Below are 24,481 nucleotides of genomic sequence, written 5' to 3'. Positions count from 1 at the left end.
AAATTCTAATTATTGTTTATTGAATTGATTTTTTGTTGAAATCGACATTTAATGGTCGATCTCATATTGAGTGAAAAGTTAAAGAACTAAATATTGAGTAGATTAAAAGTAAATAGTAAATCTCACAAAATCGCAGGTTTTCTTGGATGAGCAGTAGCGCTTTACAGGTAGCAAAAACAGCTACTTATCTACCAGATTTAGTTGAAGTACAAAGAGCAAGCTTTAAATGGTTTTTGGAAAAGGGTTTAATAGAAGAACTACAAAATTTTTCTCCTATTTCTGATTACACAGGTAAATTAGAATTACATTTTATCGGTGAGGAGTACAGGTTAAAAAGACCTAGACATGATGTTGAGGAAGCTAAGAGAAGAGATGCTACATTCGCATCTCAGATGTATGTAACTTGCAGGTTAATCAATAAAGAGACAGGGGAAATTAAAGAACAAGAGGTATTTATTGGCGAATTACCATTAATGACTGAAAGAGGAACTTTTATCATTAATGGCGCCGAAAGAGTTATTGTTAATCAAATTGTTCGAAGTCCCGGAGTCTATTTCAAAGATGAACTGGATAAAAATGGTCGAAGAACTTACAACGCTAACGTTATTCCTAATAGAGGTGCATGGTTAAAATTTGAGACCGACAAAAATAATTTACTTTATGTGAGAGTTGATAAAACTAGAAAAATTAATGCTCATGTTCTTATGAGAGCAATGGGTCTTTCAGATAATGATGTGGTTGATAAACTTAGGCATCCTGAATTTTATCAAAACTCAATTGATTCAGCTAACGACGAGGGTATAAATTCAGAAGATCAGGCATTACTTGAGCTGTATAAGAAGCTTCGTCCTGGTGAACCGCCCTCTGTGTCTGGTGGACAACAACTATTAAATAGTAGATTTTTTGATCCTAAAAGATATGATTTAGGCCGAGTTGGTAGATATAAAATAAATAAAAAATTGAGACTAACCGTACCAGACGATGTGAGAACACTTACCCATGAAGATGTTCTATCTACCATTGATTATTTAATTAACCTAGAATTGGATATTGGTGGAGCTAGTTTGGATGATATTGACCATCTTGGTAATCGAAGGGTTAGATCTGTAGGAGAACTTCTTCAAAATCAAGTCAGGGTTGGGCTTAATCGGTTAGAGAGAATTATCAAAGAAAGAATGACTGTAGGAGAAACAGATTCTTTAACTCCTGCTCAACTAGTCAATCCAAAACCTTTGGTCGCTGCTATAAAGGAATTTTTTGGTTCCAGTCAATTAAGTCAGTTCATGGATCAAACTAATCCTTTAGCTGAATTAACACATAAAAGAAGAATCTCTGCATTAGGTCCAGGAGGTTTAACTAGAGAAAGAGCAGGCTTTGCGGTAAGAGATATACACCCTTCACATTACGGTAGATTATGCCCAATCGAGACTCCTGAAGGTCCTAATGCAGGACTTATAAATTCTTTAGCTACCCACGCAAGAGTTAATGAGTATGGTTTTATTGAAACACCTTTTTGGGAAGTTAAAAACGGTAAAGTTAATAAAGAAGGTAATCCTGTTTATCTTTCTGCTGATTTAGAAGATGAGTGTAGAGTGGCTCCAGGTGACGTCGCAACTGATAAGGATGGCAATATAATTGCAGATTTAATACCAGTAAGATATAGACAGGATTTTGAAAAAGTACCTCCTCATCAAGTTGATTACGTTCAGCTTTCTCCTGTTCAGGTAATTTCAGTTGCTACTTCACTTATTCCTTTCTTGGAACATGATGATGCTAATAGAGCTCTTATGGGATCGAATATGCAACGCCAAGCGGTTCCATTGCTCAGGCCAGAACGGCCTTTAGTTGGTACAGGTTTAGAATCTCAAGTTGCTAGAGATTCGGGTATGGTTCCCATAACAAAAGTTAATGGAACTGTATCTTACGTAGACGCTAATGAGATTGTCGTTAAAGACGATCATGGCAATGAACATTTTCATTATCTTCAGAAATATCAAAGATCAAATCAAGATACTTGCCTCAACCAAAGACCCATAGTGAAAATTGGAGATAAAGTGATATCGGGTCAGGTTTTAGCAGATGGATCTGCATGTGAAGGTGGTGAAATAGCCCTTGGCCAAAACGTTTTAATTGCTTACATGCCATGGGAGGGGTACAACTACGAAGATGCGATACTTGTAAGCGAGAGGATGGTAACTGATGATTTATATACTTCAGTACATATTGAAAAATATGAAATTGAAGCAAGACAAACGAAGCTAGGACCTGAAGAAATTACGAGAGAGATTCCTAACATCTCGGAAGAAAGCTTGAATAATCTTGATGAGATGGGAATTATTAGGATTGGTGCTTTTGTTGAGAGTGGAGATATCCTTGTAGGAAAGGTGACACCTAAAGGTGAATCAGATCAACCACCTGAAGAAAAACTGTTAAGAGCTATTTTCGGTGAAAAGGCTCGAGATGTGAGAGACAATTCCCTTAGGGTACCCAAAACTGAAAAGGGAAGAGTTTTAGATGTTCGCATTTACACTAGAGAACAAGGAGATGAATTACCTCCAGGGGCCAACATGGTTGTTAGAGTGTATGTGGCTCAGAGAAGGAAAATTCAAGTAGGCGATAAAATGGCTGGAAGGCATGGAAATAAAGGGATTATTAGCAGAATTTTACCAAGAGAAGATATGCCTTATTTACCTGATGGAACGCCAGTAGATATAGTTCTTAACCCTTTAGGAGTTCCAAGTAGGATGAATGTAGGTCAAGTTTTTGAATTATTGATGGGTTGGGCAGCTGCCAACTTAAATTGCAGGGTTAAAGTTGTTCCATTTGATGAAATGTATGGAGCTGAAAAGTCACATCAAACTGTTCAAGCATTTTTAGAGGAAGCTTCAAAACAGCCAGGTAAAGCATGGGTTTACAATCCTGAGGATCCTGGAAAGTTATTACTTAAAGATGGCAGAACAGGGGAACCCTTCGATCAGCCAGTTGCTGTCGGATACTCTCACTTCCTCAAATTAGTTCATTTGGTGGATGATAAAATTCATGCTAGATCTACTGGTCCTTACTCTTTAGTTACACAGCAACCATTGGGTGGTAAAGCACAACAAGGTGGACAAAGGCTTGGAGAAATGGAAGTATGGGCTCTTGAAGCTTATGGAGCTGCTTATACTCTTCAGGAATTGTTAACAGTTAAATCTGATGACATGCAAGGAAGAAATGAAGCTCTTAATGCGATCGTAAAAGGTAAACCGATCCCAAGGCCAGGTACTCCTGAGTCATTTAAAGTTCTTATGAGGGAATTACAATCTCTAGGCTTGGATATAGGGGTTTATACAGATGAAGGAAAAGAGGTAGATTTAATGCAAGATATCAATCCGAGAAGAAATACTCCATCAAGGCCTACTTACGAATCACTAGGAACCTCTGAATATGAGGAAGATTAAAAACTTAATTAAAACTCTTTAATTTAAATTCGCCAAAAATGACAAACAGCAACTTAAGAACTGAAAATCACTTTGATTACGTCAAAATTTCAATAGCTTCTCCACAAAGAATAATGGATTGGGGTCAGAGGACATTGCCCAATGGACAAGTTGTTGGTGAAGTTACTAAACCTGAAACTATCAATTACAGGACACTTAAACCAGAAATGGACGGATTGTTTTGTGAAAAGATTTTTGGGCCATCTAAAGATTGGGAATGCCATTGCGGGAAATACAAAAGGGTAAGACATCGCGGCATCGTTTGTGAGAGATGTGGGGTTGAAGTAACTGAAAGTAGAGTAAGAAGACATAGGATGGGTTATATAAAACTCGCTGCGCCAGTTTCCCATGTTTGGTATTTGAAAGGAATTCCTAGTTACGTTGCAATACTTTTGGATATTCCGCTTAGGGATGTAGAACAAATAGTTTATTTTAATTGTTATGTCGTTTTAGATCCAGGTGATCATAAAGAACTTAAATATAAGCAATTACTCACTGAGGATGAGTGGCTTGAAATTGAAGATGAAATTTATGCGGAAGATTCAACTATAGAGAATGAACCTTTTGTTGGAATTGGTGCTGAGGCACTGAAGCAATTACTAGAGGACCTTGATTTACATCAGATTGCTGAGGAGCTTAGAGAAGAAATTACTAATAGCAAAGGGCAAAAGAGGGCAAAACTTATAAAAAGGATAAGAGTTATTGATAATTTTATTGCCACTAATGCAAAACCAGAATGGATGGTTTTAGATGCAATCCCAGTTATACCTCCTGATCTTAGACCTATGGTTCAGCTTGATGGGGGGAGATTTGCAACTTCAGATTTAAACGACTTATATAGAAGAGTTATAAATAGAAATAATAGACTAGCCAGGCTTCAAGAAATTTTAGCTCCTGAAATCATAGTAAGAAATGAAAAAAGAATGCTTCAGGAGGCCGTTGATGCACTTATAGATAATGGTAGGAGAGGAAGGACTGTTGTTGGAGCAAATAATAGAGCTCTAAAGTCCCTAAGTGACATAATTGAAGGAAAACAAGGAAGATTCAGACAGAATCTTCTTGGAAAACGTGTTGACTATTCAGGGAGATCTGTAATAGTTGTGGGTCCTAAATTAAAAATGCATCAGTGTGGACTCCCAAAAGAAATGGCGATAGAGCTCTTTCAACCTTTTGTAATTCATAGATTAATACGACAAAATATTGTGAATAATATTAAAGCTGCAAAAAAATTAATACAAAAAGCCGATGACGAAGTTATGCAGGTCCTTCAGGAAGTTATTGAAGGCCATCCAATTCTCTTAAATAGAGCCCCTACTCTGCATCGTTTGGGAATTCAAGCTTTTGAACCGAAATTAGTTGGAGGTAGAGCAATACAACTTCACCCTTTAGTTTGTCCCGCTTTCAATGCTGACTTTGATGGAGATCAAATGGCAGTTCATGTTCCCTTAGCTCTTGAGGCACAAACCGAAGCACGCATGCTTATGCTAGCCAGTAATAATATTCTTTCTCCTGCCACTGGGGAACCTATTGTGACTCCATCACAAGATATGGTTTTGGGATCTTATTATCTAACAGCTTTGCAACCGAATTATCAAAAACCAGAATTCGGAGATAATAAGACTACTTTTGCTTCATTAGAAGATGTTATTTTTGCTTTTGAAGATAAAAGACTCAGCCTTCATGAATGGATCTGGGTTAGATTTAATGGAGAAGTTGAAGATGAAGACGAAATGCTTAGCCCACAAAAAACTAAAGAGCTAGAAGATGGCTCAAGATTAGAAATCTGGAATTTAAGAAGGGACAGATTTGGCTCTGATAATAATTTAATAAGTAGATTTGTACTGACAACTGTTGGGAGAGTAGTTATGAACTATACCATCATCGATTCTGTTTCTAAAACGTAATCTTTAAAAACTTTTTTCATTTATTTAAAAATCATGACTTCATCTAAACCTAAAAAAACATCTAGAGTACGTAAAACCACTAAAAACTCAAAAAAGAACAATCCAGTTACAATGCCTGCTCTTGCCAAAACGCCTCCATCTTTTAAGAATAAGGTAGTTGATAAGAAAGCCTTAAAAAATTTAGTATCTTGGGCTTATAAAACTCATGGAACTGCTATAACTGCAGCCATGGCTGATAATCTTAAAGACTTAGGATTTAAATATGCTACCCAAGCTGCTGTCTCTATTTCAGTAGATGACTTAAAAGTTCCTGATGCTAAACAAGATTTAATAGGGCAAGCTGAAGAGCAAATATCTGCTACAGAAGAATGCTATAGACTTGGTGAAATTACCGAAGTTGAAAGGCATACAAAAGTTATAGATACCTGGACTGAAACTAATGAAAGATTGGTAGATGCTGTAAAGAATAATTTTAATCAAAATGATCCTTTGAATTCCGTTTGGATGATGGCTAATTCAGGAGCAAGGGGTAACATGTCTCAGGTAAGGCAACTTGTTGGTATGAGGGGATTGATGGCTAATCCTCAAGGAGAAATCATTGACCTTCCCATAAGAACCAATTTTAGAGAAGGATTAACAGTTACTGAATATGTAATTTCTTCTTATGGAGCGAGGAAAGGTTTGGTGGATACTGCTCTAAGAACAGCGGATTCTGGTTATTTGACTCGAAGATTAGTTGATGTCGCTCAAGATGTAATTGTTAGAGAAGAAGATTGTGGAACAGAACGATCAATAGTTGTTGAAGCTGAAGATGGGAAATTTGGAGCAAGGCTTCTTGGTAGGCTTACCGCTGAGGATGTTTTGGATGCCGAAGAAAACCTTCTTGTTCCTCAAAACACTGCAATAGATCCTGCATTATCAGGAGAAATTGAAAAAGCATCCATTAATAAAGTAAAAATCAGATCCCCATTAACGTGTGAAGCTAATAGATCGGTTTGTAGGAGGTGTTACGGATGGGCATTGGCTCATAATCATTTAGTTGATTTAGGTGAGGCAGTTGGAATTATTGCTGCTCAATCAATTGGCGAGCCAGGAACTCAATTGACAATGAGAACTTTCCATACTGGAGGTGTATCGACTGCTGAAAGTGGAGTAGTAAGATCAAAAATTTCTGGTAAAGTTGAATTTAGTTCAAAAGCAAAGATTAGAGGTTATAGAACCCCTCATGGCGTAGAAGCTAAACAAGCGGAAGTTGATTTCATACTAAAAATAGTTCCTCAAGGAAATAATTCTGGCAAAGCTCAGAAAATTGAAGTTTCTAGCGGATCGCTTCTATTTGTAGATGATGGTGAAGAAATTAATTCTGATATAACTGTTGCTCAGATTACTGCTGGAGCAGTGAAAAAGAGTGTAGAAAAAGCAACAAAAGATGTCATCTGTGATTTGGCTGGTCAAGTTAGATACGATAAAGTTATTCAACCAAAAGAGGTAACGGATAGACAGGGTAATATTACCTTAAAAGCTCAAAGATTGGGCAGATTATGGGTTTTAGCTGGAGATGTTTATAACTTACCCCCTAATGCAAGACCTGTTATTTCATCTGGAAAATCTGTAGATGAAGGAACTGTTTTAGCAGAAGCGAGTCAATCAAGCGAGTTTGGAGGACAAGTTCGATTAAGAGAATCAATAGGAGATTCAAGAGAAGTTCAGATTGTGACCACATCAATGTCTTTAACTAATTTCAAATTAATTGAAGAATCTACTCACTCAGGTCAAATATATAATTTGGAGTCTATTGATGGTATATCCTATCGTTTGAATATTTCCCCCGGAAGTAAAATCAGTAATGGTGAGGTAATAGCAGATCTAACGGATGAAAGGTTCCGTACAAAAACTGGTGGCCTAGTCAAATATGCACCAGGATTAAGTGTCAAAAAAGCAAGATCATCTAAAAATGGTTTTGAAGTAAGTCAAGGAGGTACATTGCTCTGGATTCCTCAAGAAACACATGAAATTAATAAGGACATATCCCTTTTAATGATCGAAGATATGAAATGGATTGAAGCTGGTACAGAAGTTGTAAAAGATATTTTTAGTCAAACATCAGGAATTGTTACTGTTACACAAAAAAATGATATCCTTCGTGAAATAACTATAAGAAATGGAACTTTTCATGAGTGTGATGATGAAGAAGTTTTAAATAGATTTACAGAAGAAGGAAATCTTGTAAATCCAGGTGAAAAGATTTTAGATGGTGTTGATAATAAAGAAATTCTATTTGTTCAAAAATTAGAAACACCCAAATGTCGAGGATTGTTATTAAGAACTGTTGAAGAATTTACTATCCCTGACCAAGCGGAATTACCCCAACTTGCACATGTTAAGCAGGAAAAAGGACCATATCTAGGCTTAAAAGCTATCCAAAGGCTTACCTATAAAGACGGTGAATTGATAAAATCAGTTGAAGGAGTTGAATTACTTAGAACACATTTAAGCATTGAAAGCTTTGATGCTACTCCTCAAATGACCATTGACGTAGAGTCTATTGAAGATAAAAATGATTCATCAATTAATAGATTAAATTTAGTAATTTTGGAGTCTATTCTTGTAAGAAGAGACACTATATCTGACTCTAGTCATGGCTCAACACATACAGAACTACAAGTTAATGATAACCAATTAGTAAAAGCAGGAGATGTAATTTCTACTACTCAAATTCTTTGTAAAGAGAAGGGATTGGTTCAATTGCCAAATGTTGTTGACGATGAGCCCATAAGAAGGTTAATTGTCGAAAGACAGGAAGATAAAATTAAAATTAAAATTAGTGATAAAGCATTAGTTAAAGTCGGAGATCGCGTAGTTGATGGTGATCCTATTAGTAAGTCTATAAAATCAACTTTTTGCGGAGAAATAGAAGAAGTTTCTAATAGTTCAGTAACCTTAAGATATGGGAGGCCTTATATGGTTTCTCCTGATTCAGTTTTACATGTAAAAGACGGAGATTTAGTACTTAGGGGAGATGGTTTAGCTTTACTTGTTTTTGAAAGGCAGAAAACTGGAGACATTGTACAAGGATTGCCTCGCATTGAAGAGTTATTAGAAGCTAGGAGACCCCGAGATGCTGCAATTTTATGTAAAAAATCAGGAATCGTTCAGATAAAACAAGGTAATGATGAAGAATCAGTTTCTTTGTCGGTTATTGAAAAAGATGATTTAGTTAATGAATATCAGCTATTAGTTGGAAAAAATCTAATGGTTAGTGATGGACAACAAGTTGCAGGTGGAGAACCTTTAACAGATGGTCCACTTAATCCGCATGAACTATTAGATTGCTATTTTAATGATTTAAAAGATCAAAAGCCCCTTTTGGATGCTGCTCGAGAATCTATATCAAAACTACAAAGAAGTATGGTAAGTGAGGTGCAGAATGTTTATAAGTCACAGGGTGTAGCAATCGATGACAAGCATATTGAAGTTATTGTTAGACAGATGACAAGTAAAGTCCGTATAGAAGATGCTGGGGATACTACTCTTTTGCCCGGTGAACTCATAGAGTTGAGGCAAGTGGAAGATACAAACCAAGCAATGGCAATTACAGGAGGAGCTCCAGCAGAATTTACTCCTGTTTTGTTGGGTATTACCAAAGCCTCCCTCAATACAGATAGCTTTATTTCCGCAGCATCGTTCCAAGAAACAACAAGGGTTCTTACAGAAGCTGCAATTGAAGGTAAATCTGATTGGTTAAGAGGTTTAAAAGAAAATGTTATTATCGGTAGATTAATCCCTGCAGGCACTGGTTTTAGCGGATTTGTGGAGGAATTATCCTCAGAGGCTGGACCTCATCCCGATATCCTTGCAGAAGAGTCTGGTGGGTACAGAAGAGCACAGAACTTAAGGCCAGATTATACGGTTGATATGCCACAATCACCTGCTGTAAGCTCTAGTGCAATACTTGATGATCCTAGTGATGAAGATTTGGAGACAACTAGAAACAGACATGGAATCGATCCTTCTTCTAGTAATTTCGCGGCTTTCGCAAGGCCTAATGCTGAAAATCAATTTTCTGAAGATCAATTACCAGATCCTGCCGCATTGGAGGGATTGCAGGAGGAGGGTCTTCTTTCTGATGAATAAATATTATCTATTATTATTTTTAGTGACTAGAATGGATTTTTTAAATTTGTAAGTAATGATTAAGCCAGACATTGTACCCAAAAGAAAATTACCCCGTTATGGATTCCATTTTTATAATGAAAGACTGAATGGAAGAATGGCTATGATTGGTTTTATTGCCCTTATTCTTACAGAATTCTTTTTAAAACATGGTTTGCTGTTATGGTGAAAACTGTTTTAAATAAAGACTATTAAAATTGAAAAATCTTCTTGGAAGTAGTATTAATGATTTAGAAAATGTAGCTTTAGATTATGGGCAGGCTGCTTTCAGGGGTCGCCAAATCTATAACTGGATTTATAACTATAGAAATAAGAACAAAAATATTGATCAAATAGAAGTTTTACCTTTAGATTTTAGAGAGAAGTTAAAGGTTGATGGTTTTAAGGTTAGTGAGCTGGTTATTAAAGAAAGAAACTTAGCTAACGATGGTACTTTAAAGTTGTTACTTTCTACAGAAGATAATGAAAGTATTGAGTGCGTTGGTATACCAACTGAAAAAAGATTAACTGCTTGTCTTTCTAGTCAAGTTGGTTGTCCAATGGACTGCAAATTTTGTGCAACTGGTAAGGAAGGTTTGAAGAGATCTTTAAAAGCAAGTGAAATTTTAGATCAAATTTTATTTATCGAATATGAAATGAACAGAAAAGTGACTAATATTGTTTTCATGGGTATGGGTGAGCCCTTATTGAATATTGATGAATTACTTTTGTCAATTAGATCTATAAATAATGATTTTCAGATCAGTCAGAGAAAGATAACTGTAAGCACAGTAGCTATTCCAAAAATGATAAGTAAATTATCAGCAAAATCTTTTCAGATTTTGAGTAATTGTCAATTTACATTAGCAATTAGCCTACATGCTTCAAATCAAAAAACAAGAGAGACCATAATACCAAGTGCAAAAAACTATGAAATCAAAAATATAATCGAAGACTGTAAGACATTCGTAAGAGAAACTGGTCGAAGGGTAAGTTTTGAATATCTAATGCTAAGTGGGGTAAATGATAAATTAGAACATGCTTGTGAATTGAGTAATTTGCTGAAAGGTTTTCAATGTCATGTAAATTTAATCCAGTATAACCAAATTGACGAGGTTGAATTTCAACGAACCTCTTTAAAAAATCTTCAATTATTCCAATCTAGACTTGTTAACAATGGCATCGCTGTTAGCTTGCGAAAAAGCAGAGGTCTAGATAAAAATGCTGCATGTGGTCAGCTAAGACAAAATGCAAAAAGTAAATAGTATTATCTAATAAAAATTTTTTAAAAGTCTCTTAAACAGGTTATTATTGTGTTAATTAATCTTAAATCTTTGAGTTTTATTAAAACAAAAATTTTACCTTTCGCTATCGTCTCACTTTTTGGGATTGCCTTCTTTGCGGTTAGTGCAAGAATTTGGTTGCCTGGAGATATGATGTCTCCTGCTCCCATAAATTAATATTTTAAGTTTTTCAAAATGACAAAAAATAATGATTCTAATAAAGAAAGCTTAGTTGATATCGCTGTTGATCCAGATGTTTTGGCAAGAGAATTGGCTTTAGAGATTGAAATAGATCCTTTAGAACAAATTGATGAAGATGCTTTTTCAAAAAATTTAAATATTAGTCAAGAGTGTGATGCAGCTTTGAATTTGCTCAAAGGTAATAGAGAAGAGCGAATACAAGGCTTACGAATATTTTGTGAGTATAGAGATCAAAGATCTTTTCCCCTTTTATTACCATTGCTTGATCAACCTTGCCCTGTTGAAAGAATGAGTGTTGTATATGCTTTAGGTCGTAATCCATGTCCTAGTGCAGTCCAGAAACTTGTCAGTCTTTTGAAGACAGATGATAATGCTTATGTCAGAAGAGCAACTGCATGGAGCTTAGCTAATTATGATAACCAAATTGTTTTAGAACCATTAATAAATGCTTTAAAGAATGATGTGGCTGCAGTAAGGTTATGGTCATCAAGTTCCTTAGCTGAAATTGGAAATGTTTCTTTTGAGAACGCTCAATTAGCAGCAGAACAACTTTTAATAAGTTTAAAGATAGATAATGAACCAGGTGTAAGAAGTAATTGTATTTGGTCATTGTGTAGGTTGTACGAAAAATTAAACAATACATTCCAAGAAAGTTTTGTTGATGAATGTACTAAGATAGCTCTCTTCGATAAAGAACCATCCGTTATGGAAGAAGCAAAAACTGCCCTTGATTCAATGGGGATGCAAGGTTTTTATAATTAAAAATCTTAATTTTTTAGAAGAACACTAGATAACAAATTAATTTATCAGATATTCAATATAAAAATTAAAATTAATTAACTTGTACCAACTGAAACAAAATATTTTCGTTATTCTATATAAAGTAAAAGTACTTAGTACTTGAATTTAATGCCTCAAAAAACATTGAGATTCAAAATTCATCAAGACGGAAAAGTTGAAGAGACTGTTGAGGGATTTATTGGTAATTCATGCAATGAAGCTACAAAAAATCTCGAAGACGCTCTCGGTAAAGTAACAGTTAAGAATAAAACTTCTGATGCTTTCATCTCTAATCAAAGTGAAAACTCAACACAATTAAATAACGAATCTAATGTCTCATTTTAGTACAATTAAAACTCAGCTCAAAGAAGTAGAGCCATTAATTAAGGCTTTAAATTATTTCGGTTATAGTATCAACCAAGAAAAAAAGTTTGTGAAAGGATATAAAGGTCAATTCACACCCGTTGATATAAGTATGAATTTACCTGGTGATACACAAGTTGGATTTAAATGGGACAACAATTCTAATTCATATGAATTAGTTACTGACCTTGATCTATGGAAATTTGAGATTCCAGTAGAAAGATTTATCTCAAAAGTTACACAAATGTATGCTTACCAAACAATCATTTCTAAAACGCAAGAAGATGGATATCAAATCGTAGAGGAAAAAAATAAAAATGATGGTTCTATTGAATTGGTCTTAACCAAGTGGGAAAACTAATGTCAAGATATGGATTTTACGGATCCATTTCATAATAATGAAGAAAATATTGAGATTTCAGGCTATGAGCCAGTTTTGGGTGGTCAGTTAGCCGAAAGAGCAGTTTGGGTTGATGAAGCAAAGTGTATTGGTTGTCAGTACTGTGTTCACGTCGCTTCGAATACTTTCACTGTTGATGAATTTCATGGTAGAAGTCGAGCTATTAGGCAAGATGGAGATAGTTCTGATGTCATACAAGAAGCAATAGATACATGCCCTGTTGATTGTATTCATTGGGTCAAATTTGAAGAATTAGATGATTTAGAGAATAGTCTCGATAGGGATATGTTTCAAACATTTGGAAAGCCACCGAGAATGAATAAGCACTAATATCAAAAAGATGCAATATCGTAGATTTGGTAGAACCAATCTGAAGATTCCTGTTTTATCTTTAGGTGGTATGAGATTTCAAAAAAGTTGGGATCAATTAGATTTTTCTGAGGTTTCATACGAAGAACAAAATAAAGTAGAAAATATATTAGATCTTGCATCACAATATGGCTTAAGTCATGTAGAAACCGCCAAGTACTATGGAACTTCTGAGGTGCAATTAGGGATGTGTTTTAAGAATACTAAGAAAATCCCAAATATAATCCAAACAAAGATTCCACCAAATAGTGATCCGGAAATTTTTGAGCGAGATGTATTATCTAGCATTGAAAAATTGAAAGTTAAAAAAATTGATTTGTTAGCAATACATGGTATTAATACTGCTGAACATTTACATCAGGCTATTCGAGATGGAGGTTGCATTGATATTTTGAGGAATTTTCAAAAAGAAAATTTAATTGGATCTATTGGATTTTCAACGCATGGAAAATCTTCACTTATTGAAAAGGCCATATCAACAAACTTATTTGATTATGTAAATTTGCACTGGTATTTCATTAATCAGGAAAATACAAAGGTTATTAATTTAGCCAATAAGCATGATCTTGGGGTTTTCATAATAAGTCCCACTGATAAAGGGGGACATCTTCATACACCCTCAAGAAAAATGTTGGAATTTTGTAAACCACTTCATCCTATAGTTTTTAATGATCTTTTTTGCTTAAGAAATAAAAATGTCCATACTTTGAGTGTCGGTATTGCAAAAGAGACAGATTTTGCTCTGCATTTAGAAGCTATCGCATTGTTATCAGAATCTGAGAAGTATGTGCCTAAGATAATTAACAAATTAAGGCAGGAATCAGTTAATTCCTTAGGTTTAGAGTGGCATCAAAATTGGAATAGAAATTTACCAAGTTGGGAATATACTCCGGGAAATATTAATATTCCTGTTCTGCTTTGGCTTTCAAATTTAATTGATTGGTTGGGTATGGAAGGCTATGCAAGAGCCAGATATCAATTACTTGGTAATGGAAGCCACTGGTTCCCAGGATTCAACGCGAATTTACTAGATGTAGATGTTTCTGAAGGGCAATTATTGAAAGTATTAGAAGATCATATAAATCCAAAAAAAGTTATAAAAAAATTGAGAAATTTAAAAGAAAAGTTTGGAGATAAGAATGCTAAAAGATTATCAAGAAAATAATTTCATAATGGATTTTTTTCAGGTTTGCCAACTTTTCTTGGGTAAATTTCAGGACAAAAATTCTTTGATTGAATAAGAATAATATTTCGGGTTCCTTTATTTCTTGGTAATAGTATCTCTTTTTTATCTTTAACTTTCCCTTCTAATATTTCTAAAGTTTTATCTAGATTTTTGCTTTCTTGATTCGTCCATTTGCCACAATATAAAACTCCAAACCCTTCTTTTTTTAACATTGGTAGTATATATTCTGAAACTGTTGATGGATTACTAACCGCTCTAGTTGTTGCAATATTAAAATTATTTCTCATTGACGATTGGTGGGCTAAATTCTCAACACGATCATTGATTACATGAATATTGTTTTTGAAATTGATCTGCTCAACTAAAATTTTTATTGCATCTGTTTTCTTTTTCAAAGAATCAATTAGGTATATCTCAGAATTAGGATGAGTTATTGCATAAGCTAAACCTGGGAAGCCACAGCCTGATCCAATATCTAAAAATTTTTTATTATCAAAATTAATATTCGTGAAAGCTTTGAATGGCCAAATGCTGTCAAAAACTTGAGATACCCAATAATCATCACCATCAGTTAATCTTGTGAGATTGGTCTTATTATTTAATTCTTTAATTTTAATTTGTAACTCTTGAAATAAATTTATTTCTTCTTCAGTTATTAAGGAAAGAATTTCTTCTGGAATGTTTTGTTTTTTCATTTCGTTTTAAATATGAATTTTAACCATCCATTAAATACATTCTATTTAGTAAAAATTTATTAGAATTACAATATTAATAAAAGATTATTTTGAAAGGGGAAACTTCCTATTACAAAATCTTAGGTGTAAATGAAAATGCATCCAATCATGAATTAAGAAAGGCATTTTGTAAACTTTCTATTGAGTTGCATCCCGATACAACTTCATTAGAAATAGACGTTGCTAAAAGTAAATTTCAAGAAGTTCTTGAAGCTTATGAACATCTAAATAATAGTAATTTAAGGAAAATATATGATGACAAACTAAAAGAAAACTCTAGGATTAAAAATAATACTAACGTTTTAAATAATTTAGTAATCGATTCTAATAATCAAAATTTAATAGGAAATAGAAGACCTTTTTCGAATGGAGAATTGTTTTCGTTGTTTCTTTTAATTATCATCATTTCTATAAGTTTAATTGGTTCAATTTTTATTGCTTCTTTTACTGGAAAAGAATTAGAGACAATGCCGCTATGGCTAATTAAATAATTTTTTAAAAAAGTCTGTGAATTCCTCTAAAAAACCTATCAATCAAAATTCACTGCAATCATTGGAATTGTGGCTAACTGATTTAGGTGCTGTGAAGGATATTAATAATCCATCTAAATGGTATCTGTTACTTTCAAATTGGAATGCAACTATTATTTTTGAACAAGAAGATTTAAGTGTTATATGGGAAAGTGAAGGACAAGAAACTAAAAGACTATTTTCCTACTGCATTAATAGAGAAGATGTGGAAAATGCAATACTGCAGGGACCTTAAATTTCTATCTAAAGATTTTCTAAGATTTGCCTTATTATCCAGTAACTTTTCCCCAATTGATCATCTGTTATACAGAGAGGCGGCAAGAGGTAAATAACATTCCCGAGGGGCCTAATGAATAAACCTTGCTCCATTGCAAGACTCTTTATTTCTTTCCCAATATTATTGAAATAACCTTTTTTGTTCCCAATATCTAAATCGAAGGCTGCAATTGTGCCGGATACCCTTACCTTCTTTATATAGGGTAAGTTTTTAAATTTAATTAGATGAGATAAATGTTTTTCTTCAAATGAAAGGTATTTTTGTGGTTCTTTTTCTAATAAATCAAGGCTAGCGTTTGCTGCCGCACAACCTAAAGGATTAGCAGTAAAACTATGTCCATGCCAAAAAGTTTTTCTTGGGGAATCATCAATAAAGGATTGAAAAATTTTTTCTTTACATAAAGTTATTCCCATCGGTAAAAATCCACCAGTTAAACCTTTTGAAATACTTATTAAATCAGGAACGATTTTTGCCTTTTGAAAAGCAAAAAGGGTCCCACATCTTCCAAACCCAGTCAATACTTCATCGGCAATTAACAAAGAATTACTTTTCTTTATAATTTCTGAAACTTTTTTGATAAACTGAGGCCTAACCATATTCATCCCTCCTGCTCCTTGTACAAGTGGCTCAAGGATAACTGCAACTGTGGGAGTTTTAAGTAGGGTTTCTAATTTTTGGATCGCCTTATTTTCTTTCTTTTCTACTTCTTCATCGTTCATCCAAGTTGAAGGCCATGGGACTCTTCTAACTGGGAACATAAGATTATCGAAATTCTCATTAAAAATATTTCTTTCACCTAAAGCCATCGCGCCAAATGTATCACCATGATAGGCGCCATCAAAAGCTACTATTTGAGTTCTTGTCTCTCCTCTATTTTGCCATGATTGGAAGGCAATTTTTAAAGCAACTTCCACTGCAGTAGAACCGTTATCAGAAAAGAATAATCTTTCTAGTTTTGTTAATTCACTAAGCCTTTCCGCTAATTTTTTTGCCTGTGGATGTAAGAAATCAGCAAATATAACTTGCTCAAGTTTTTTTGATTGATCAAAAATGGCATCCGCAATATATTCGTTACTATGACCATGAAGAGTTACCCACCAACTACTAATTGCATCTATTAGTTCTTTTTTAGGATCTTTAGTAAATAGGAGGGCATCTTTACCATGAGTTACTTCAATCTGAGGTTTGCTGTTATTGATTTGCGTAAAAGGTGGCCAAATATTTGGGTGCCAATCTTGATTTGGAGTTTTTGAATCCAAAGATTTCATTTAACTTATTTTTGAGTTTAATAGTGAGATCAACTTATTTTTGATGTCTAGTTCTTTCCATAGTATATCTAAATTATTTGAGTCCATTTTTTTGATGTAAGGAAATTCAGCAATTAAAGGAATACCACTAAAATCAACTAGAGTTTTTGGATTATCTAGGTGTTTTTCGCCATTGACTACTAAACCTAAAATCTCAATATTTCTTCGTTTTAAGGCCTCAATACTAAGCAGGGTATGGTTAAGAGTGCCAAGTGCGCTCTTACATACAAGTATTACCGGAAGATTCCATTCTTTTATTTGATCTATTTGCAAAAAATTGCGTGTTATTGGAACCATTAATCCACCTGCAGTTTCTATAATTAATGAGCCTCGCACTTTTGGTAATCTCAACTTGTCAAAGTTAATAGCTTTTTGATCTATTTCAGCAGCCCAATGAGGAGATAGAGGTTTTGTAAAGACATAAGCTTCTTTGATTATTTTCTCTTTACTTACTTGTGCAAGTTTTTCAACAGTTTGACTATCAGTTTGTGATTCAATCCCACTTTGAATAGGTTTCCAATAAAAGGAATTTAATCCTTTAACGAAAAAAGAGCTTATTAAAGTTTTCCCAATATCAGTATCTGTTCCACAAATTATAAATTTGAAAATATTTTTGTGACTACTCATAATTTCTTTATGATTTGAATCTCAATTTCCCATGAAAGGTTTACTGTATTATTGTAATTCTTTGGCCAAAACTTTTGAATTTCCTTTAACTCTCTCACTGTTTTGCGTTTACAATTTGTTGATTGTGCTCCTACATTTTTAATGCTTCTAAAAAGTTTATATACATCTTCAAAATTTTCAAGATAATTAAACTGTTTTGAATAATGTATTTCAGTTGATTTGAAATCTTTTAATAATTCTTTAGAGCAAAGGAATTTAAGACCACTATATTCAATATCAATTTTTTTGCAAGTATCTTTCCATTCAGGAAAACAATCTTTTGTTGGATATGAAATGATTAAAAAACCTCCAGTTGTTAATTTGCTAAACCAATTTTTTATTATCTTTTCTGGGTTGTTTAACCAATGTATGCAAAAGTTAGATGTTAATAGAGAACAGTTATTTATTTCAGAAGGTAAATCATTATTCAAATCCCATAAAATTTTTTTTCTAGATAATTTATTTTCAAGAAGCATTTTCTTGCTGAAATCAATTCTGGATACTTTTTGGGAAGAAATTTTTTCTATTTCATCTGCTAATAGGCCCGGTCCTGATCCTAGATCTATCCATTCACCTTTTTTTTGGGGATTTAATTCTTTGATAAGATGAACAATCTTTTTTGCAAAAAATTTCTGAATATTTGAATGCTCTAAATACCGATATGCAGCATCATTGAAATTATTTTGTATTTTCTCATTCCACTTTTTACTATCCATTTCAATCTTTAACTTTATTAACTAAGATCTTGTATAAATTTAAATTATTCAAGCAATGACCTTGTTGAGCTAATTTAATTAAAATTGGCTTCCTTTCAAGTGTTTTATTTAAAGAATCTAAAAAGTTATTATTTGATTCGTTGTCAAGAATCAAATCATTTTCTGATTTTATAAAAATAATTTTGCAATCTTTTCTTAAAAATGCTGGAAAATCTCTATTGATGTAAAGTTCTTTTAAATCACTTAAAAGAAGAGTTTTATTTAAACTCTCTAGACTTTTATAAAAGATATTTTTAAAACTATTATTTATATGATTTGGCATAAATGATCTATATATAAATTCCTTTAACATATCCTTAGGTTCATCTTTTATGATTTTTGTTTCCATTCTTTTTAGAGACCTCAAAATAAAGTTTCTTTTATTACCTAAAGGAAGAAAATTATTAAAAGAATTTATAAGAACAATATGAGTTGCTTCTTTTAAAATTTTTTTTGACATTATATGAAAACCAAATGAATGGCATAAAGTCATTCTGATTTCTTTTTTAGATTCGCTTTTAATCCATTTTGCTTGATAATTATTTGTTGAAAAATAGCCCCTTTCATTATCTTGCCAATGCCAATTATTATTTAAAAAATCAACTTTATAATCATCCCAGAAATATTTATTTAGTCCCCACCCATGTTGAGTAATAATTTGTTTCATTTAAATTCTTTTAATACTGCAATGAAATTATTTAGCAGATTAAAATCTAAGTTTCTTCGTATTGTTATTCTGATTCTTGACTGCCCCACTGGAACAGTTGGAGGTCTTATCGCAATTGCTAAAAACCCATTTTCTTCGAGATATTTTTGTAGATAGATTGCTTTCTCTTCTTGGCCAACAATAATTGATAAAATGTGAGAATCTCCCTGAACTGGAAAACTAAAATTTTTAATAATTTCATCTTTCCATACTTTCGCACAAGATAACAAATCATTACCCCATTCTTTATTTTCTAAAATTTTTTTTAAACCTTCTAGTGCCCCAGCAGCCAAAGATGGCGCAAGTGCAGTTGTATACCTAAATGCACCACTTGTTTGGATAAGATATTCTCCAATTTCTGAATTGGAAGCTATGAAAGCTCCACCGCTTCCAAATGCTTTGCCAAAAGTTCCAGTAATCATATCTATATCTGAACGACAATTAAAACTTAAACCCCTGCCTTCAGGGCCCAAGATCCCAATTGCATGGGCTTCGTCAACTAATAATCGAACACTATTTTTTTTGCAAATTTCCGTTATTTCTCTGAGCGGAGCAATTGATCCCTCCATGCTATAAAGAGATTCAACAACAACTAAAATGGAATTTTTTGTGGGGTTAGATTTAATAATCTTATCTTCTAAATCTTTTAAATTATTGTGTGAGAATCGAACTAGTTTTGCTTCAGCAGCTTTGACTCCAACCAATAAAGAGTTATGGATCAATTTATCTGCTATTACGATACTATTTCTGTTTGCTAAAGTCTGGATTGCGGCTATATTTGCTTGAAATCCGCTTGGGAAAAGTAATACTTTCTCTTGATCAAGCCACTTGGCAAGTTCTGTTTCTAATAATTTATGTATTGGTCTTGAACCTGTAATAAACCTAGAGCTTCCTGAACCAATGCCTTCTAACGAGCTTATTTCGTAAGCAGCTTTTATTAAATCTTTGTCCCTGCTTAATCCAAAATAATCATTACTGCATAAGTCTATAAGTTTTTTATTTTGTGAATTTAAACTTAGAAGTTCGAAGGATTTTTTACCTAAAGAAAATGTTTTTAATTTACGGATTCTATTTTTTGGAATTTTTACTTTTCTCATTTTGGCAAAATAAAATATAGTGGATTTAATTAAAAAGATTTAGATTTACTATTAAAGTTTGCAAGGTATTTTTTGTTTATTAATATCTATATAGATCATATATTAAGAAGTTAACTCATCCTCTCTTCAATCACAATTATTGCTTAATTTAGAGGAATATTTCCCCTTTCCGCTAGATGATTTCCAATTAGAAGCAATAGGAGCTATTAATAGCGGAAATTCTCTTGTTTTAACAGCACCAACAGGTTCGGGTAAAACATTGATAGGTGAATTTGCTATATATAGAGGCTTATCTCATGACAGCAGAGTTTTTTATACAACACCTTTAAAGGCCCTATCAAACCAAAAGTTTAGAGATTTTACTAATCAATATGGTGAGAATAAAGTTGGTCTTTTAACTGGAGATATAAGCATAAATAGAGAAGCACCAATTTTAGTCATGACGACTGAGATTTTTAGGAACATGCTTTATGGCGAATTTGATGAATTTGACGATCCCTTAGAAAATTTAGAATCTGTAATTCTTGATGAATGTCATTATATGAATGACCCCCAAAGAGGTACGGTTTGGGAGGAAACTATAATCCATTGCCCTACTAGAACTCAAATAATAGCTTTATCAGCAACAATAGCCAATGCAGATCAATTGCAAAATTGGATAGAAAAAGTTCATGGACCCACAGTACTAATTAATAGTGATAAGAGACCAGTCCCACTTGATTTTATTTTTTGTAGTGTTAAAGGCCTTCATCCACTTTTAAATAATAAAAGTAATGGAATTCATCCAAACTGTAAGATTTGGAGAGCTCCTAAAGGGCAGAAAATAAGAGGAAAAGTGGGCAGGATAATGCAACCAAAGTCTCCCTCAATTAGCTTTGTGATCTCGAAACTAGCTGAACGAAATATGTTGCCAGCTATTTATTTTATTTTTAGTAGAAGAGGATGTGACAAGGCTATTGAGAATATAAAGGATTTAACTTTAGTAAGTTATTCAGAAGCAAGTATGATATCCCAAAAATTAGAGTTTTATCTTAAAAATAATCAGGAAGCAATTAAAGATAAATCTCAATGCGAGGCATTAAAACGCGGAATTGCATCTCATCATGCTGGATTATTGCCTGCATGGAAAGAATTGGTTGAGGAATTATTTCAGCAAGGTTTATTAAAAGTTGTTTTTGCAACTGAAACTCTTGCTGCAGGAATAAATATGCCCGCAAGAACAACTGTTATTTCTTCTTTATCAAAAAGGACAGAAGATGGTCATAGATTATTATTTAGCAGTGAATTTTTGCAAATGTCAGGAAGAGCTGGAAGAAGAGGAAAAGATACTCAGGGATATGTTGTTACATTACAAACAAGATTCGAAGGTGCCAAAGAAGCAAGTGCACTGGCTATAAGCAAACCAAATGCTTTAGAAAGTAAATTCACTCCAAGCTATGGAATGGTACTTAATCTTTTACAAAGTTATACTTTAGAGAAGTCTAAAGAATTAATTAAAAGAAGTTTTGGTAGTTTTTTATATTTAGGTGAATCATCAGGTGAGAATATAATTCTTGAAAATTTAGATAAGGATTTAATTGAGTTAAAAAAAATTACATCTAACGTTTCATGGAAAGATTTTGATGCATACGAAAAGTTAAAAAATCGTCTTAAAGAGGAGAGAAGACTCTTAAAAATTTTAGAAAAACAATCAGCAGAAAAATTATCAGAAGAGATAACCAATGCACTTCCATATATTAAAGATGGAAGCTTAATTTCAATCAAAGCTCCCCAAATTAAAAGAAAAATTGTTCCAGGATTAATTTGTAAGAAAATATATGAATCCCAAAAAATTAAGAGTTTATTGTGTTTGACAATTGATAATTTATTTATTCTTATAAAACCCTCATACATAGTAAGTATTTTTAATGATTTGGATGTAATTGATGTCTTAGGACTTGAAGTGCCAAAGATGTATTTTTCTGGAGAGGTATTTAGGGGAGATGATATGTCGCAGTGTTATGCGGACCAAATTTTAGAAGTTTCTAAAAAAAATGATTTACAAACTCCACAATATGATTTGACAACGGAAGTTTTGGCACAAAAGCAACAAATTAATAATTTAGAAGAGACAGTTACTGATCATCCTGCACACAGATTTGGAGACTCCAAGAAATTAAAGAAATATAGAAAAAGAATTATTGATGTTGAAGAAGAAATAAATATTAGAAAAAAACTTCTTGAGGATAAAGAAAATCATAACTGGAGAACTTTTACTGATTTGATTAAAATTTTGAATCATTTTGGTTGTTTAAATGATTTGGATTTGACAGAAGTTGGACAAACAGTTGGTGCAATAAGAAGTGAAAATGAATTATGGATTGGTCTTGTTTTAGTTAGTGGTTATTTAGACGATTTAGATCCTCCTGAGTTAGCTGCAATTATTCAAGCTATATGTGTTGATGTAAGGAGGCCTAATCTTTGGTGTAATTTCAAGCCTTCTTTAAAGGTAATAGATGTTTTTAATGAATTAGATGGTTTAAGAAAATTAGTGTCTTTTCAACAAAATAAGTTTCATATCGAAATTCCTATCTATTTAGAAACAGAGTTGACTGGAATTATTTCTGAATGGGCAAGAGGAAAAAAATGGAAAGATTTGGTTTTTAATACTTCATTAGACGAAGGTGATGTAGTGAGGATTATTAGAAGATCAATTGATGTCCTTTCTCAAGTGCAATACTGTATTGGAGTTAGTAATAAATTAAAAAGCAAAGCTAAGCTAGCATTAAAAGCTATTAATCGTTTTCCTGTTTCTGAATCTAATGATCTTATAAAAGTCTCTGAAGATGTTAATCCTGCGACAAAACGAATTGACAATAATTCTTAAATTTTTTTAATCAAATCATTGAATTGATATTCATTGCTTCATCAAATTCATCTTCGTTTAAATAACCTAATTTAATTGTTGCCTCTTTTAAATTTAATGATTCTTTGAAGGCAAGGTTTGCAATTTCAGCTGCTTTTTCATAACCAACTTTTGGCACTATGGCTGTAACCAACATTAGTGAATTTTCTAAATTTAACTTCATTTTCTTTTGATTAGGTTGCATACCATCAACTAATTTTTTTCTGAAGTTTTCTATTACATTTTTAAGTAATTTTAAACTTGTGAGAATATTAAATCCAATAAGAGGCTTATATTCATTCATCTGTAAAGTGCCGCTAGAATTTGCCATTGAGACTGCATATTCAAGACCCATTATCTGAGTACAAACCATTGATAATGCTTCGCATTGAGTTGGATTCACTTTCCCTGGCATAATAGAACTTCCAGGTTCATTTTGAGGAATAATCAGTTCATATATTCCTGATCTTGGACCAGAAGATAGAATTTTTATGTCATTTGAAATTTTAAATAATGCACTTGCTAATATTTTTATCTGACTCATTACTTGAGCAAGACGATCATGCGAGGCCATGATAGAAAAATTATTTTTTGATTTATAGAACATTAAATTAGTATCATCGGAAATTGATTTTATAGACTCTTCACAAAATCCTTTTGGACAATTAATCCCTGTACCAACCGCAGTTCCTCCCAGAGGTAAGAAATACAATTCATTCAGACTCATAATAATTGCATTCTCAGCATCTTTAAGTTGCTCTGACCATCCTGATATTTCTTGCCCAAAAGTAAGGGGAACTGCATCTTGAAAATGGGTTCTTCCTATCTTTATAAGGTCTTTCCATTCTTCACTTTTTTTATCAAAGACCTTAGTAAGTTCTCTGATCGTTGGAACTAGATTTTTGATTATTTCATTAACAACAGATATTTGAATAGCAGCAGGAAAAGTGTCATTAGTTGACTGAGATTTATTTACATCATCATTCGGATGAATTGGTTGATGACTACCAAGCTCTGAATTAGTTTTTAAAGCTGCAATATTTGAAATTACTTCATTAACATTCATATTTGTTTGCGTACCACTACCTGTTTGCCAAACCTTTAAGGGAAACTGTGAATCGTGAAGCCCATCAAGTATTTCCGTACATGCCTCTACAATCAAATCTTTTTTCCTTTTATCTATTAAACCTAAATTGAAATTCGCAATTGAAGCAGCTTTTTTTATGAGGGTCAGTGAATAAATTAACTCAATTGGAATTAATTCTTCTCCAATAGAAAAATTTATTATCGATCTTTGTGTTTGGGCACCCCACAAAGCTTCCATGGGAACCTCTATTGTTCCCATACTATCTTTTTCAATCCTAAAATTTTTGGTCATTATTCCTCTGAAAACACTGGTTTAACTTAG

The 24,481-nt window shown here is 33.1% G+C and carries 21 protein-coding genes; 14 read left to right on the top strand and 7 right to left on the bottom strand.

Going from position 1 to position 24,481, the window contains the following annotated elements; genetic code table 11:
* The first annotated feature begins 146 nt into the window (after positions 1–146).
* From rpoB to A9601_RS16970, 11 genes are all read left to right on the top strand, one after another.
* Positions 147–3,440, top strand: coding sequence for a DNA-directed RNA polymerase subunit beta (gene rpoB / locus A9601_RS17015; RefSeq protein WP_011819100.1), 3,294 nt, complete (start codon positions 147–149; stop codon positions 3,438–3,440).
* Between the two features lie 38 nt (positions 3,441–3,478).
* Positions 3,479–5,383: a DNA-directed RNA polymerase subunit gamma gene (locus tag A9601_RS17010; protein ID WP_011819099.1), complete on the top strand. Its 1,905-nt coding sequence runs from the start codon at positions 3,479–3,481 to the stop codon at positions 5,381–5,383.
* Between the two features lie 33 nt (positions 5,384–5,416).
* Positions 5,417–9,517, top strand: coding sequence for a DNA-directed RNA polymerase subunit beta' (locus A9601_RS17005; RefSeq protein ID WP_011819098.1), 4,101 nt, complete (start codon positions 5,417–5,419; stop codon positions 9,515–9,517).
* Positions 9,518–9,572: 55 nt separating this feature from the next.
* On the top strand, positions 9,573–9,725 hold the full coding sequence (locus tag A9601_RS17000) for a high light inducible protein (protein WP_011819097.1): 153 nt from the start codon (positions 9,573–9,575) through the stop codon (positions 9,723–9,725).
* A gap of 28 nt (positions 9,726–9,753) precedes the next feature.
* Positions 9,754–10,800: a 23S rRNA (adenine(2503)-C(2))-methyltransferase RlmN gene (rlmN, locus tag A9601_RS16995; protein ID WP_011819096.1), complete on the top strand. Its 1,047-nt coding sequence runs from the start codon at positions 9,754–9,756 to the stop codon at positions 10,798–10,800.
* Positions 10,801–10,848: 48 nt separating this feature from the next.
* Entirely contained in the window at positions 10,849–10,995 is a 147-nt protein-coding gene (locus A9601_RS18840) for a hypothetical protein (protein ID WP_011819094.1), read from the top strand.
* 18 nt (positions 10,996–11,013) lie between these two features.
* Positions 11,014–11,781 (top strand): HEAT repeat domain-containing protein, encoded by a 768-nt coding sequence (locus tag A9601_RS16990; RefSeq protein WP_011819093.1) that lies wholly within the window; start codon positions 11,014–11,016, stop codon positions 11,779–11,781.
* Between the two features lie 147 nt (positions 11,782–11,928).
* The gene (locus A9601_RS16985; protein ID WP_011819092.1) at positions 11,929–12,144 is read left to right on the top strand and encodes a DUF2997 domain-containing protein; all 216 of its coding nucleotides are present in this window, start codon (positions 11,929–11,931) and stop codon (positions 12,142–12,144) included.
* Complete coding sequence (locus A9601_RS16980) at positions 12,131–12,523, top strand: DUF1257 domain-containing protein (RefSeq protein ID WP_011819091.1); 393 nt, start codon at positions 12,131–12,133, stop codon at positions 12,521–12,523. Before A9601_RS16985 ends, A9601_RS16980 begins: the two co-directional genes overlap by 14 nt.
* A 9-nt stretch (positions 12,524–12,532) precedes the next feature.
* Positions 12,533–12,892: a ferredoxin gene (locus A9601_RS16975; protein ID WP_011819090.1), complete on the top strand. Its 360-nt coding sequence runs from the start codon at positions 12,533–12,535 to the stop codon at positions 12,890–12,892.
* 10 nt (positions 12,893–12,902) lie between these two features.
* Positions 12,903–14,096 carry an aldo/keto reductase gene (locus A9601_RS16970; RefSeq protein WP_011819089.1) on the top strand — a complete coding sequence of 398 codons (1,194 nt, stop codon included), beginning with the start codon at positions 12,903–12,905 and terminating at the stop codon, positions 14,094–14,096.
* 2 nt (positions 14,097–14,098) lie between these two features.
* Here A9601_RS16970 and rsmG read toward each other — a convergent pair whose 3' ends face one another.
* A complete protein-coding gene (gene rsmG / locus A9601_RS16965) occupies positions 14,099–14,812 on the bottom strand; it encodes a 16S rRNA (guanine(527)-N(7))-methyltransferase RsmG (protein ID WP_011819088.1) in 714 nt (237 codons plus the stop codon).
* Positions 14,813–14,901: 89 nt separating this feature from the next.
* On the opposite strand from rsmG, the gene A9601_RS16960 reads away from it, so the two are divergent.
* Together A9601_RS16960 and A9601_RS16955 are read left to right on the top strand one after the other, a co-directional pair.
* Positions 14,902–15,342 carry a J domain-containing protein gene (locus A9601_RS16960; RefSeq protein WP_011819087.1) on the top strand — a complete coding sequence of 147 codons (441 nt, stop codon included), beginning with the start codon at positions 14,902–14,904 and terminating at the stop codon, positions 15,340–15,342.
* A 16-nt stretch (positions 15,343–15,358) separates the two neighbouring features.
* A complete protein-coding gene (locus A9601_RS16955; RefSeq protein ID WP_011819086.1) occupies positions 15,359–15,616 on the top strand; it encodes a DUF3143 domain-containing protein in 258 nt (85 codons plus the stop codon).
* A gap of 8 nt (positions 15,617–15,624) precedes the next feature.
* Here A9601_RS16955 and bioA read toward each other — a convergent pair whose 3' ends face one another.
* From bioA to A9601_RS16930, 5 genes are read right to left on the bottom strand one after another with little or no spacing between them, the layout of a single operon-like run.
* A complete protein-coding gene (gene bioA, locus A9601_RS16950; RefSeq protein WP_011819085.1) occupies positions 15,625–16,926 on the bottom strand; it encodes an adenosylmethionine--8-amino-7-oxononanoate transaminase in 1,302 nt (433 codons plus the stop codon).
* Positions 16,927–17,592 (bottom strand): dethiobiotin synthase, encoded by a 666-nt coding sequence (gene bioD, locus A9601_RS16945; RefSeq protein WP_011819084.1) that lies wholly within the window; start codon positions 17,590–17,592, stop codon positions 16,927–16,929. It abuts the gene before it with no gap.
* Positions 17,589–18,347, bottom strand: a complete 759-nt coding sequence (locus tag A9601_RS16940) for a methyltransferase domain-containing protein (protein WP_011819083.1) — start codon at positions 18,345–18,347, stop codon at positions 17,589–17,591. Before A9601_RS16940 ends, bioD begins: the two co-directional genes overlap by 4 nt.
* 1 nt (position 18,348) lies before the next feature.
* The gene (locus A9601_RS16935; protein ID WP_011819082.1) at positions 18,349–19,053 is read right to left on the bottom strand and encodes a hypothetical protein; all 705 of its coding nucleotides are present in this window, start codon (positions 19,051–19,053) and stop codon (positions 18,349–18,351) included.
* On the bottom strand, positions 19,050–20,189 hold the full coding sequence (locus A9601_RS16930) for an aminotransferase class I/II-fold pyridoxal phosphate-dependent enzyme (protein ID WP_011819081.1): 1,140 nt from the start codon (positions 20,187–20,189) through the stop codon (positions 19,050–19,052). The genes A9601_RS16935 and A9601_RS16930 overlap by 4 nt, the downstream gene beginning before the upstream one ends.
* A 139-nt stretch (positions 20,190–20,328) precedes the next feature.
* Between A9601_RS16930 and A9601_RS16925 the strand changes: the two genes are divergently transcribed.
* Entirely contained in the window at positions 20,329–23,055 is a 2,727-nt protein-coding gene (locus A9601_RS16925; protein ID WP_011819080.1) for a DEAD/DEAH box helicase, read from the top strand.
* A gap of 10 nt (positions 23,056–23,065) precedes the next feature.
* On the opposite strand, the gene A9601_RS16920 is transcribed toward A9601_RS16925, so the two are convergent.
* Positions 23,066–24,451: a class II fumarate hydratase gene (locus tag A9601_RS16920; RefSeq protein WP_011819079.1), complete on the bottom strand. Its 1,386-nt coding sequence runs from the start codon at positions 24,449–24,451 to the stop codon at positions 23,066–23,068.
* Between the last annotated feature and the right edge of the window lie 30 nt (positions 24,452–24,481).

Source organism: Prochlorococcus marinus str. AS9601 (assembly GCF_000015645.1).
In the GTDB taxonomy this organism is placed as follows: domain Bacteria; phylum Cyanobacteriota; class Cyanobacteriia; order PCC-6307; family Cyanobiaceae; genus Prochlorococcus_A; species Prochlorococcus_A marinus_O.
The sequence above is the reverse complement of the archived record's forward strand: the minus strand, read 5'-3'. Positions and strand labels throughout refer to the sequence as shown.